The organism is Streptomyces sp. NPDC006235, assembly GCF_040613735.1.
Taxonomy (GTDB): domain Bacteria; phylum Actinomycetota; class Actinomycetes; order Streptomycetales; family Streptomycetaceae; genus Streptomyces.
The window spans coordinates 160,737-172,957 of record NZ_JBEXSR010000012.1; the positions used below are offsets into that span (position 1 = coordinate 160,737).

General features: G+C 69.0%; 11 protein-coding genes. 5 read left to right on the forward strand and 6 right to left on the reverse strand.

Features of this window, described 5'->3' with window-relative positions:
• Positions 1-4: 4 nt before the first annotated feature.
• Positions 5-1,675 carry a mobilization protein gene (locus ABZ192_RS17260; RefSeq protein WP_356925315.1) on the forward strand — a complete coding sequence of 557 codons (1,671 nt, stop codon included), beginning with the start codon at positions 5-7 and terminating at the stop codon, positions 1,673-1,675.
• Here ABZ192_RS17260 and tgmC read toward each other — a convergent pair whose 3' ends face one another.
• The 5 genes from tgmC to ABZ192_RS17285 all read right to left on the reverse strand — a co-directional run bounded on the left by tgmC (position 1,676) and on the right by ABZ192_RS17285 (position 5,017).
• Positions 1,676-2,866: an ATP-grasp peptide maturase system methyltransferase gene (tgmC, locus tag ABZ192_RS17265; protein WP_356925316.1), complete on the reverse strand. Its 1,191-nt coding sequence runs from the start codon at positions 2,864-2,866 to the stop codon at positions 1,676-1,678.
• Positions 2,859-3,818: an ATP-grasp ribosomal peptide maturase gene (gene tgmB, locus ABZ192_RS17270; RefSeq protein ID WP_149830117.1), complete on the reverse strand. Its 960-nt coding sequence runs from the start codon at positions 3,816-3,818 to the stop codon at positions 2,859-2,861. The genes tgmC and tgmB overlap by 8 nt, the downstream gene beginning before the upstream one ends.
• Before the next feature lie 5 nt (positions 3,819-3,823).
• Positions 3,824-4,126, reverse strand: coding sequence for a putative ATP-grasp-modified RiPP (gene tgmA / locus ABZ192_RS17275; protein ID WP_149830118.1), 303 nt, complete (start codon positions 4,124-4,126; stop codon positions 3,824-3,826).
• A 118-nt stretch (positions 4,127-4,244) separates the two neighbouring features.
• Positions 4,245-4,577: a hypothetical protein gene (locus tag ABZ192_RS17280; protein WP_356925317.1), complete on the reverse strand. Its 333-nt coding sequence runs from the start codon at positions 4,575-4,577 to the stop codon at positions 4,245-4,247.
• A gap of 23 nt (positions 4,578-4,600) precedes the next feature.
• Complete coding sequence (locus tag ABZ192_RS17285) at positions 4,601-5,017, reverse strand: ATP-binding protein (RefSeq protein WP_356925343.1); 417 nt, start codon at positions 5,015-5,017, stop codon at positions 4,601-4,603.
• 249 nt (positions 5,018-5,266) lie between these two features.
• Between ABZ192_RS17285 and ABZ192_RS17290 the strand changes: the two genes are divergently transcribed.
• The gene (locus ABZ192_RS17290; RefSeq protein WP_356925318.1) at positions 5,267-6,520 is read left to right on the forward strand and encodes a helix-turn-helix transcriptional regulator; all 1,254 of its coding nucleotides are present in this window, start codon (positions 5,267-5,269) and stop codon (positions 6,518-6,520) included.
• A complete protein-coding gene (locus ABZ192_RS17295) occupies positions 6,505-7,035 on the forward strand; it encodes a GNAT family N-acetyltransferase (RefSeq protein ID WP_149830121.1) in 531 nt (176 codons plus the stop codon). The genes ABZ192_RS17290 and ABZ192_RS17295 overlap by 16 nt, the downstream gene beginning before the upstream one ends.
• 393 nt (positions 7,036-7,428) lie before the next feature.
• On the opposite strand, the gene ABZ192_RS17300 is transcribed toward ABZ192_RS17295, so the two are convergent.
• Positions 7,429-9,558, reverse strand: a complete 2,130-nt coding sequence (locus ABZ192_RS17300; protein WP_356925319.1) for a glycogen debranching N-terminal domain-containing protein — start codon at positions 9,556-9,558, stop codon at positions 7,429-7,431.
• Positions 9,559-9,678: 120 nt separating this feature from the next.
• On the opposite strand from ABZ192_RS17300, the gene ABZ192_RS17305 reads away from it, so the two are divergent.
• A complete protein-coding gene (locus ABZ192_RS17305; protein ID WP_356925320.1) occupies positions 9,679-10,752 on the forward strand; it encodes a LacI family DNA-binding transcriptional regulator in 1,074 nt (357 codons plus the stop codon).
• 224 nt (positions 10,753-10,976) lie between these two features.
• Positions 10,977-12,221, forward strand: a complete 1,245-nt coding sequence (locus ABZ192_RS17310; RefSeq protein WP_149830124.1) for an extracellular solute-binding protein — start codon at positions 10,977-10,979, stop codon at positions 12,219-12,221.

The window sequence follows — 12,221 nt, forward strand, 5'->3', positions numbered from 1 at the left end:
GCCGGTGATACCGAAGATCATCACCGGCAAGGGCAGTACCCGCCGCCTGATCGCCTACCTCTTCGGCAAAGGCACCGCCAACGAGCACATTGATCCGCACCTTGTCGCCTCCTGGAACGCCTTCGCCCCAGACCCCGGCCGCAGCCCGCACCGTGACCCCAAAGAGGTGGAAAAGCAGCTCCACACACAGCTCGACCAGCCGGTGGCCATGCTCGGCCGCCGGGCTCCGAAGACCACGGTGTGGCACTGCCCGGTCCGTGCCGCCCGCGAGGACCCGATCCTGTCCGATGCCCAATGGGCGGAGATCGCCCGCCGGATCGTGGCTGCCGCCGGTATCGCCCCCGCCGGAGACACCGACGCCTGCCGCTGGGTCGCCGTACGGCACGCCGACGACCACATCCACATCGCAGCCACCCTCGTCCGCCAGGACGGCCGCCGCCCCCGCCGCGACCACGACATCCGCGCCGTCCAACGAGAGGCCCGCAAGATCGAGATCGACTACGGGCTCCGTCGGCTCAAGCCCGGCGACGGCACGGCCGCCAAGCGCCCCACCAGCAAGGAAGTGTTCAAGGCCAAGCGTCTGGGCGAGGACGCCACATCCCGCGAGATCCTGCGTCTGCGTGTGCGCCGCGCGATGGCCGCCGCGTCCACCGAGACCGAGTTCTTCGCCCTGCTTGATGCGACCGGCTTGAACGTGCGGCCGAAAACGGAGCCATCCGGCGCTGTAATCGGCTACAGCGTCTCCCTGCCCGGTGACGTCAACAAGCAGAAGGAACCCATCTGGTACGCCGGTTCCACCCTGGCCGGCAACCTCTCCCTGCCCAAGATCCGCAAACGTCTCGCCGCCACCATTCCTGAACCGGTTCCCGTCCGCCCGGGCAATCCCTGGCACCAGGCCACTGCTGCCACCGAACGCATCCCCCACCACCTCGGCAACGGCAACGACGAAGTGGGCCAAGGCCAGCTGGACGCGCTTGGCGGAGCCCTCGATCTGCTCCCACTCACGGCCCCGGCCGCAGTGCGGGCCGAACTCGAACGAGCCGCCATCACTTTCGAGCGCGCCACCCGCTCCCGCATCGCCGCAGACCACGACAGCGCCCGCGCTCTGCGCCGCAGCGTTCGGGCGATCTGGAAGGACCCGGTACCGCACGGGGACGGCGCCGGACTGGCAATGCTGCTGGACGTGGCGCTCACCGCGGTCGCCTACGCGATGCATTGGCACCGCACCCGCCAGCACGCCCAACAGCAGGCGGCAGCCGAACAGACCCTGATCCACCTGCAGGCCGTGTACGCCCAGATCGCCGAACCAGTCCTGGTCGGCCTCGCCAGCCGGGCACCCAGCCTGCAGACCAAGCGGCGCTACGCCTACCACCTCCAACAGGCGCTGCCCGAGCACGCCGAACGCATCCTCAACGACCCTGCCTGGGATGCCCTGTCCACCGTGCTCGCCGAGGCAGAGGCTGCTGGCCACAACGCGTCCACCCTCCTCGACCGGGCACTCAGCCAACGCACCCTGGACGACGCCCGCAGCCCTGCCCGCGCCCTTACTTGGCGCGTCCGTCGCCTCGGCGAACGCCACGCGCCGGGACCGAGAGCGCAGGCAGCAAATGCCCGCCATGTGCCAGAGCGCCCAGCCGTACGGCCTTCGCAGGAGCATCAAGCTCGGCGGCGTTGATCACGAGGCGGAAAGCGGCCATTGAGGGCCGTTCGGGTTCCCGAGCCAGACCACCTGCGCATCGCGGGATGCCGTCACCCCGAACGCGGCAGTGCTCGGTGAGCCGTACTCCTCCCAGGTGGCCACCGCCGACTCGACCGCATCCCAGAGTCGGCGCCGGCCACCCTGGCGGACCTCCCAGCCACTGTCCGTGGGAGCGAGGACGGCGAACGAATCAGTGCCGCCGTCCAGCACGAACGTGCTCACCGGTCCGCCATCGACCGGCATGGAGAAGAAGCGGGCATCTGGCACCGCGAGTTGTGCCATGAAGCCGGGCCCCGAACCGGTGAGGACTTCCGGCCCGTGCGTGACCTTCCGCTTCGTGCCATCGTCGGGCCCCGGCACCATGCCGAGGCTCTCCGGCGCATCCTGCTGGCGGGCGATCATGAAGCTCGGGTCGTCCTCGCTGAACCAGCCGCTCGCGCTGTCGCCGGTGACGATGAGCTTCACCAGGCCGAGGGAGCGCATCCAGCCGCGCAGAGTGGTCAGGATGACGCCGCCGGGCGACACTTGCTCCAGCCAGGCAGGGGGGATGTTCCGGAAACCGCACGTGGCGATCAGCCGGTTGTAGGGGGCTCCGTCGAGGTGGCCGACGCGGCCGTCCCCCACCACCAGGTCAGGGGTATAGCCGGACCTCGCGAGAGCCTCGCGGGCTCGCCGTGCCACACCTTCGTCCGTCTCGATCGAGGTCACGGCCTCACTGCCGAGCCGGTGGCACATCAGTGCCGTCGAGTAGCCGGTGCCTGTCCCGATCTCCAGCACGCTCATGCCCTCGTGCACATCCAGGTCTTCGAGCATCCGGACTACGAGGCTCGGCAGAGTGGACGATGAGGTCGGGACCGCGTTGCTGATCGGCTTCGGATCGGCCCAGTCGATGTCCCGGCCGTCGAACTGGGTCATCCACGTCTCGTCGGAGTAGATGAGGCGGAGCCACGCGTCCTGGCCGGCGTTCGCCTCGGTGACCGGCTCCCAGGTGGTGACACCCGGGCCGTCGCTCTCGCGGTAGAAGCGCGGGATGAACACGTGGCGGGGTACTGCCTCAACGGCTGCCCGCCACTCCGGCGAGCGCAGCCAGCCGCCCTTCTCCAGTCCGGCTGCCAGTTGGCGTCGGAAGTCGGCTGCCGCTGTCTCGGCATGGGGCTCACTAGCCACGGAGTCCTCCTTCCAGGAGATCGGCGAGTGCCGCGGTCATGGGCAGACCGGTCGGCGGCTCCATCCAAGCCCACTGCCCCGAAGGATTGCACTCGATGAAGACCCACTCGCCGGAGTCGGTCAAGGCGAAGTCGAACGCCCCGAAGACAAGCCCGAAGTGCTTCAGGTAGGCACGCATGGCGCGCTCCACCTCAGGCGGCGTGGTGACGGGCGTGTAGGTGTGGGTGCCGTAGTCGGTGCGCCAGTCGAGGAGACCGGAGTCGATTCGCACCGCGAAGATCTGTTCGCCGATGACCGTCACCCGGACGTCCGCGACCTTGTCCACGCACTTCTGGAACAGGTGCATGGTGCCGGCCACCGCGTCGTCGATCTCGTCGGTGGTCACCTCAGTCACGGGAACCGTCTGGGCCTTGCCGTCGACCAGGTAGAGCGGGACCGAGATGGGTTTGAAGATGGCCGGGCCGTGACCCTTGATGAACGCCCGCGCGTCGTCAGGCACATTGGTGATCAGCGTGGGCGGCAGGGTGAAGCCGGCCGCCGCTGCGGCCGCGAGTCCGGACGGTTTGTACTCGGCGTCGCCGATGCGGTTGGGGTGATTGATGTACAGACAGCCGGGCAGCGAAGTGAGGATGCCACCCAGCCCGTAGCGTGCCTGCGCGATGGCGAACCGCTCTTCCTGCCTGTCGAGGTGAGGGAAGGCGAACCCAGAGGGGCGACGGTAGTACATCGACCTCACGGCGCCCAGGTCGGCACGCCTGCTCAGGGTCTGCACGCTTCCACGCCACCTGTCGGTGTCGCCGATCGAGGCGGAGCACGACAGGGTGGCGGGGAAGTCACCGGAGTCGAACCGCACGACCGGGACACCCCGGTCGTGCAGCTCGCTGATCACGATGTCCGTGGTCGGGTCGTCAAGGTTTGTGACAACCAGGACCGGACGATCGTCGTTCGCCACTGGAGTCACTGGTCGGTGTCGTTCCCCGTGTCGCTGTCAGGGGAGTCGCTGTTACGGTCGCCCTGGCCCGTGGTGCCGGTGGACGGATTGGTACCGGAAGATGTGCCATGCCCCGGCGACATGGTGGGCGCTCCGGACGCGTCCAAGTACCGGGCGGTCTGGGTCGCCGGGTCCAGCTCCACCGCCACGTAGTCCGGGGCCTCGACGGACGGGTACGGGGCGATGCGACGCAGGCCCCAAGGAGCGGCGGTCAGGTGTCCCTGTGGCAGCGGGCTGCCGGTGGGGAATCGGTCCATGTAGTTGAACACGGTCTTCCTTTCTCTACGGATAGTGCCTGTGTCTCGACTGCCTTGCTCGCTCACCAAGCGCATCGGACATCGAGGCGCCCAGCGGGAGTTGTCAAGCGCCGGTCGCCTCGGAGCGGTGTCAGACCGGCGCGACAACTTGCCGACGGAGTCCCTCAAGCACACGCACGAGGAGTGTCACCTCCGGCTCCCTGCCCTCGACCGCCGCTCGGCCCTCCTCGTGCCAGCGGCTAAGTCGCCGCTGATACTCGGTCTCCGCCCTTGTGGCCTCGGCTCGGATTTCCCCGAGCGCAAGGTCCGACTCCATGTGCAGCCGGAGGAGATCCACGGGCATGATGCGCAGGGGCGCGGCGAATATCTCGGTGCCGGGGTCGCTCGTCGCACGGAAGGGACCGAGGGTGAGTTCTACACACGCCTCTGGGCTGGGATCGTCCACCAGTTCGTCGGCATCCATCAGACGTAAGGACACCCGGGGCCTCAGCACTCGGCCAGCACTTCCAGCTCGGCCCACACGACCTTGCCCCAGCGCTTCCGGTCGTATCCCCATCTCCAGCTGAGGGCCTCCACCAGGAGCAGGCCGCGCCCCTCCTCGGCGTCGTCGTCGGGGCTGCCCAGCTCGGGGCCTTCCCTGCATGTGTCGGCGACGCCGATACGCACCACGCCCTGGGTTGGACGCGTGACCAGGACACGGACGTTCCGGCACCGAGTGTGGTCGATTGCGTTGTTGACCAGCTCGGCCACAATCTGCACCCCGGCCTCAGCCAACTCGCCTATGCCCCAAGTGCTTAGGGCTGCGGAGACGAGCAGGCGGGCCCGGCAAGCGGATTCCGGCTCGCACGGCATCGTCTCGGTGTAACCGGGGGCGCCGGTCGCAGTAGGTCGGGCTGCGGTCATGGTCACAGGAACATCCCTCCGGGGTGGACGCCCGCCCCCGCGACGGGGTGGCGCCGGGGGCGGGCTCTCCTCCAAGCCGTCGAGGAAGGGGGAATCAGGACCTCGACGGGCTGATACCGAGTCAACCGCCTGTGGCCCGAGAGGAACAGGAAAGGTCGTGCTCCCACCACCGCCTCGAACCGGAAGACTTTGCATTCCCGTGACCTGGGGTCTGGTTCAGTCGGTGACTGCCGGTCTACGGTCGGTGGCATGGGAGCGAACGCCATCCTCAAGAGCCGGCTGGAGGAACTCGGCCTCACCCAGGATGAATTGGCTGGTCGGATGAACACTGCGCTGGCAGAGATCACCGGCAGACCCGGCGATGTCTCCGCCCGCACCGTCCGCAACCTGCTCAACGGAACGTCCCGCCGCCCCATCAGCCGTACATGCGCCGCGCTGGAGTGGGTGTTCGGGTGCCCCGTCGAGGACTTAGGGTTCAGCGCACCACGCACCATGCACCACCCGCAGGAGGACCCTGTGCGGCGTCGCACCTTCATCGCTTCGGCCACCGGAACCGCAGCCGCCGTGGTTCCCCAGATCGCCCAGCGCCGCGCGGTCGGCATGTCAGATGTGGCTCGAGCCGCCACCGGGATGAACGCCCTCGTCGCAGCCGACGACCGCCAGGGTGGTCACGCGGAGTTGGAGAAGGCGGCAATGAAAGGCCGCGACGGCGTACTGGAGTTGCAGCAGCGCAACGCCGGCGAACGCGTCCGCCGAGCTCTGTACGCGCTGGCCGCTGAATACTCCACCATCGCGGCCTGGTCCTGCATCGACGCCCGCAACCTCGACCAGGCGCAACGGCACCTGAACGAATCCGCGACGTACGCCGGCCTATCCCAGGACGGCCCCACCGAAATGCGGGTGTGGGTCAACCTGTCCATGCTCGCCTACCAGCGCCAGAACTGGCCGGAAGCTCTCGCGGCAGCTCAGGCCGCACAAGCCTCCCCGGCCGCTCGACGTGACCCGTTCTTCGACTCCCTGGGTCGTATCCGCGCCGCCCTCGCCTACGCGGCACTCGGCGATGGCCGCATCGCTGGGCGATCCCTCGGATCGGCCCAGGACGCCTTCACCAAGACTCCGGAACGCGAGCGCCCGCGCTGGACAGCTTTCTACGGCCAGGCCGAACTCGATCACCTCGCCGCCATCGTCCACTACAACAGCGGACACCACGCCCACGCCGAAGCCATGGCTCACCGCGCCCTGGCCAAGATCCCGACAACCTTCCGGCGCAACAGGGCGCTCGCAACGGCCCAACTTGCTCTCGCGCAACTGCACCAGGGCGACGCCGAACAAGCCACAGTGACAGCCGCCGACGTCTTCACCATCATGGATGGCGATCCCCTGCCCGGCCGTATGCGCACGCTCATCGGCGACTTCCACCGGGGCCTGTTCGCCCTGTCCCCTTCCACCTCCTGCGCACGAGACTGGGCAGACCGAATGCGAACCGAATGGAGTCGAGCGTGACCGACCTACGTCACTTCCAGCACGGAAACCTCCCCGAAGGTTTCCGGCAGATGCTCATCGACGTACACGCCGACGCCTACGCCGACCAGATGGACGACCCCTTCCACCAGCGCTTCGCCTGGTTCGTCGACCACTGGAGCGGCATGGAGGGCTTCTCCTGTGTCGTGGCCTACGACGGAGAGGAACCCGTCGGCTTCGCCTACGGCGCCCAGCTCGCCCCTGGCCGGGAGTGGTGGCGCTCCACGGGTTACGAGCCGAACAACGGCTACACCTCTACCTATGCCGTGTCCGAGGTGATGGTCCGCCCCGGCTGGCGCAAGCAGGGCATCTCCGAGCGATTGCACGAGGCGCTGCTCAAGGAACGTACGGAAGACCTCGCCGTGCTCCTGGTCGACGTCACCCACCCCAAGGTGCAGGAACTCTATGAGTCGTGGGGGTACTCCAAAGTCGGCGAGCAACAACCATTCGCCGACTCACCCGTGTACGCGGTGATGGTCCAAGACCTCCGGGACTGAACCACACTCAGAGAGCGGCGAGTCGGCTGTCGAGCCGGCACGCACAAGTCGCTCGTATCGAGCCCGAGGGCACATCCAGGGCACATGAGCCCGGGAAACGGCGTAGACCAGTGAGAACTACGGAGAGACGTTTCCCCTGGTCAGCGCACACATCGCCAAGAAACCCCAGGCCAGCACCCTCCCGCCCTCAATCGGCTTCATGAGTGGCAGGACTTCTCGCATCGGCTGCATGAGGCGGGGCATCAGCCTTATTGCCTGGTGTGGCTCTGACCTGGGATTTCATGAGTAGCGGGCGGGGTTTCCGACCCCGCCCTCGTCATGTGATGGCCATGTAGCGGGTTCTGACCGCGTGTCCGGATGGGCGGCCAGCACCACGTAGCGCGCTCAGTCACATCAGGCCATGGTCACGACCAACTCCCCCGGTGGCGTCACCTGCGCTGCTCCGTCCGCTGTCACCGTGACGTCCAGTCGGTTCCCATCGACCTGGAACCCGTTCAGGGACAGCGGTCCGTAGTTCCGGGCGAACGTGGAGGCCACGGTGACCGTGCCGCCCGGGACGTCCGCGTTCAGGCCCAAGGCCGCTTGAAGCACGAGGACCGAGGACGCGGCCGCCCACGCCTGGGGACGGCAGGACGCTGGATAGGGGGCCGGGCCGGGGCCCGCCTCGGTGCCGTGGCCTGCGAAGAGTTCGGGCAGGCGGGCGTCGAATGCTGCCGACGCCGTCAACAGGCCGTCGGCCAGGGATGCCGCGGCGTCCGGGAAGCCGGCCCTGATCAGGCCGTGTACGGCGATCGCGGTGTCGTGCGGCCAGATCGAACCGACGTGATAGCCGTACGGGTTGTAGCCCACCGCGTCGCTGCTGTAAGTGCGCAGACCGTGCCCCGCGTCGAGGTCGGGCCCGGCGATCCGGGCGGCCAGCAGCGCACTCTCCTCCGCGTTGAGCAGGCCCGTGCCCAGGAGGTGGCCGAAGCCAGAGGTGACCGAGTCGACCGGCCTGCCGTCGCCGTCGAGCGCGACCGCCGGGTACGGACCCTTCTCGTCCTCCACCCAGAAACACGCCCGGAAGCGGGCGGCCAGCTGGTCCGCCCAGTCCTCCCAGGCGTCCGCGCCCGGGCGGCCGAACGCGCGCAGCAGCGCAGCTCCGGCGCGTGCGGCCTCGTAGGCGTACGCCTGGACCTCGCACAGCGCGATCGGAGCGTGGGCGCGGCGGCCGTCGCGGTAGCGGATGGAGTCGTCGGAGTCCTTCCAGCCCTGGTTGGACAGGCCGTGGCCGGTCTGGTCGACGTACTTGAGGAACCCGTCACCACTGGCGTCTGCCTGGTCACGCATCCACGCGAGCGCCAACTCGGCGTGGGGCAGCAGTAGTTCGACTTCCTCCGGGGCCAGACCCCAGCGCCAGGCGTCGTGGAGCAGGGTGATCCACAGCGGTGTGGCGTCCACCGTGCCGTAGTACACCGGCGGGAGGGAGAGGCGGTCCGCGATCTGGAGGGTGTCGCGGCGCACTTCGTGAAGGATCTTGCCCGGCTGCTCCTCCGTGGCCGAGTCAGTGACCAGGCCCTGGCGGCGGGCGAGTGTCCGCAGGGTTCCGGCGGCGAGCTCGGTGCCGAGCGGGAGGAGCATGCGGGCGGCCCAGAGCGAGTCGCGGCCGAAGAGGGTCAGGAACCAGGGGGCGCCGGCGGCCAGGAACTGGTCCGGGCGGTCCGGGTCGGGCGACCGCGGGTCCGTCAGGCGCAGCCGGTCCAGGTCGGCGAGGGACTGCTCCAGCCACCGGTCGAAGCGACGGTCCGCGCTGCGCAGCACGGGGATGCGCCAGGGCAGTCGGCCCGCGGGCGGCGCCGGGAACTGGTCGCCGTCCGCGTAGGTGGCGGTGCAGGTCAGTGTCGCCGTCCACGATGTGCCGGGCTTGAGGTCGATGTCGTAGGACAGTTCGCCCGTCGGCACCTGAAGCGCGTCCGGTGCGGGCTCGGCGGCCAGTCGTACGGTGAAGTCGTCCGTGGACCAGGCGAGGCCGACGGTGTCGCCGTCCGCGACCTGCGGCGACGCCTCCGCGATGACGTGTCCCGACTTGACCTGCTCCATGGTGGCGAGGTCCGTGCCCGCGCTCACCGTCAGCCGGAGGCGGGCGTGCTCGCCGCCCGCGTTGGTGACCTCGAAGACCTCCTCGAAGCGGCCGTCGGAGGTGCTGCGGCGGCGGTGCAGGGCGACGGCCGGGTCCGGTGTCACCTCGCCGAGCCCGCGCAGGACCGCCCGGAAGCCGGCGCGGTCCGCGCCCCGCAGCCCGCCCTGAACGGGCGCCAGAGCGATGCCCTCGGCGGTGACGGTCAGCCGGGAAAGCGCCCGTCGGTCGCCGTGGTAGAAGCCGTCCGCACCTCCGCTGAGCTGCCCGTCTTCTCTCGAGATCACGAGGCTCGGCGCGTGCAGTGTGACGACCGCGTCATGCAGGAACGGCTGCAGGCCGCCGGTCGCGGAGGAGGGCGCCGTGACCGAGCCGTTGGTGTCCTGGGTCTTGACAGTGGTGTCCAAGGAAGTAGAACCTCTCAGCGTTAGATCGTTCAAAGGACACTAAGTCAAACGTCAGAGCGATGACAACGCTTTTGGAACGCTAAAACCGACCCACATCTCCTCAGCAAGCCGGAGAGCCGCATGCCCCGCGCCAAGAACACTGCCTCGGCCAAGAACGGCCCGGTGACCCTCGCGATGGTCGCCGCCCGGGCCGGGGTCTCCCCGCAGACCGTGTCGAACGCGATCAACTCGCCCGGCATGCTGCGTCCCGAGACCCTGGAGCGGGTGAGCCGCGTGATCGAGGAGATGGGCTACCGCCCCAGCCGCGCCGCGCAGACGCTCCGCACCCGCTCCAGCAAGCTGATCGGCTACGGCATCCTGCCCACACTGAGCAGCAACCCGGTCCTGGACCGGTTCCTGCACGCCTTGTCGCAGGCCGCCGATGAGGCCGGATACCGGATCCTGCTGTTCGCCTGCCCGCCCGGCGGCCCGACCCTTCAGGGGTACGAGGAACTGCTGGACCAGCACGAGGTCGACGGCTTCGTGCTCAGCGGCACCGCCCGCAACGACCCGCGCCAGGCGTGGCTCGCCAAGCGGGGTGTACCGTTCGTCGCCTTCGGCCGGATCTGGTCGGGGCGGCAGATCGGCGACTGGGTCGACGTCGACGGCGCCTCGGGCACGGACGCCGCGGTCGAGCACCTGGTCGCCCTCGGGCATCGCAAGATCGCCTTCCTGGGCTGGGAACGCGGCTCCGGCTCCGGTGACGACCGTGCCGAGGGCTGGCAGCGGGCCATGCGCCGGCACGGACTGCCGACCCGCGGGCGGCGCGCGCAGACGGTGGGTGACATCGACGCGGCCCGCACCGCCGTGAAACCGCTCCTGAACGCGGGCGCGACCGCCGTGATCGCGGCCAGCGACATGCTGGCCCTCGGCTGCTACCAGACGCTGCGCGAGCGCGGCGCCGCCCCCGGCCGCGATGTCGCCGTGGTCGGCTTCGACGACTCGCCGACCGCCGAGAACCTCTTCCCCGCACTGACCTCCGTCGCCCAGCCGCTGGAGGAGGTCGGCCGGGAGTGCGTACGGCTGCTGCTGGCGCGGATCGCCGCGCCAGACGCACCGCCGGAGCGCCTTCTGCTGGAGCCGTCCCTGGTCGTGCGCGACAGCAGCGGCGCACCGTGCGACGGCACCGCGGACACGACCGAGTTAGCCGAGTAGCAGCCGCTGGGCGCCCGGAGCCGAGTGCAGCCGCCCTGACCAGGCAGCCGCTCCGGCGCCCCCTCCCTTGCCCCGGACAGCAGCCGCCAGGCCGGGTGACCAGTCTGCCCGGCACCCCTTCATCTTCGAGACCTCTCCCTCTCCTCCCCCCCCCACCCCGGACCCGCATCCCGCGCGGACCGGGTGGAGCCGCACGTCACACCCGCATCCCACGGAGGATTTCCATGGTCAACCGAAAGGCCACCGCGGCCATAGTCACCTGCGCGGCGCTGCTGGCCGCCACGGGCTGCTCGTCGAGTTTCGGCGGCGGCAAGGAAGCACAGCAGGACACCGGCTCCGGCCAGAAACTGACGGTCCTCATCGGCACCTCGGGCGACGCCGAGACCAAGGCCGTCAGGGAGGCCGTGGCCGCGTACGCGAAGCAGTCCGGCAACACGGTGACCGTGGAGCTCGCCAAGGATCTCAACCAGCAGCTCACGCAGTCATTCGCCGGGGGCAATCCGCCGGACGTCTTCTACGTTCCGTCCGACCTGTTCGCCAACTACGCCAAGGGCGGCTCCCTCTACGCCTACGGCGACCAGGTGAAGGACGTCGACGACTTCGCCGCGCCGCTGCGGTCGTCCTTCACCTACGACGGGAAGCTGATGTGTCTGCCCAAGGACACCTCCACGCTCGCGCTGGCGATCAACACCGACCTGTGGAAGAAGGCCGGGCTGACGGACAAGGACTACCCGACCACCTGGGCCGAACTGAAGACCGTCGCGGCCAAGCTCACCAGCGGTGATGTCACGGGCCTGGTGACCAACGACGAGTACGTGCGGCTCGGCGCCTTCATGAAGGAGGCCGGCGGTGCGATCACCAACGCCGACCAGACGAAGATGACCGCCGACAGCAGCCAGAACATCGAAGCGCTCACCTATGTGCAGTCGCTGCTGAAGGATGGCTCCCTGAAGTACGCCAAGCAGGTCGACACCGCATGGGGCGGTGAGGCGTTCGGCAAGGGCAAGGCCGCCATGACCATCGAGGGCAACTGGCTCACCGGCGCCATGAAGCTCGACTTCCCGAACATCAAGTACAAGGCCGTGCCCCTGCCCGAAGGACCAGCAGGGAAGGGCTCGCTCGCCTTCAGCACCTGCTGGGGTGTCGCCCAGGACAGCACGCACCGGGCCGCGTCCGTGGACCTGGTGAAGTATCTGACCTCCGCCACCCAGCAGCTGAAGTTCGCCGACGCCTTCGGCGTGATGCCCTCGCGCACCAGCGCCCAGGCCACCTACGCCGACAAGGTGCCCGCCGCAAAGGCATGGGTCGACGCGAACGCCTACGCCCAGGGCCCGGTGACCATACCCGGCTTCGAGAAGGTCCTCGGCCAGTTCAACACCGGCCTTCAGTCGCTGCGCACCGGCGATCCGGCGAAGATCCTCGCCGACCTGCAGCGCAACGGCGAACAAGCCCTGGCGAAGGGCGAATGA

What these genes read in the sequence shown, in the direction of transcription:
- ABZ192_RS17280 (WP_356925317.1), bottom strand. Translation starts at nt 4,577, where the DNA reads ATGGATGCCGACGAACTGGTGGACGATCCCAGCCCAGAGGCGTGTGTA.
- ABZ192_RS17285 (WP_356925343.1), bottom strand. Translation starts at nt 5,017, where the DNA reads ATGACCGCAGCCCGACCTACTGCGACCGGCGCCCCCGGTTACACCGAG.
- ABZ192_RS17290 (WP_356925318.1), top strand. Translation starts at nt 5,267, where the DNA reads ATGGGAGCGAACGCCATCCTCAAGAGCCGGCTGGAGGAACTCGGCCTC.
- ABZ192_RS17295 (WP_149830121.1), top strand. Translation starts at nt 6,505, where the DNA reads ATGGAGTCGAGCGTGACCGACCTACGTCACTTCCAGCACGGAAACCTC.
- ABZ192_RS17305 (WP_356925320.1), top strand. Translation starts at nt 9,679, where the DNA reads ATGCCCCGCGCCAAGAACACTGCCTCGGCCAAGAACGGCCCGGTGACC.
- ABZ192_RS17310 (WP_149830124.1), top strand. Translation starts at nt 10,977, where the DNA reads ATGGTCAACCGAAAGGCCACCGCGGCCATAGTCACCTGCGCGGCGCTG.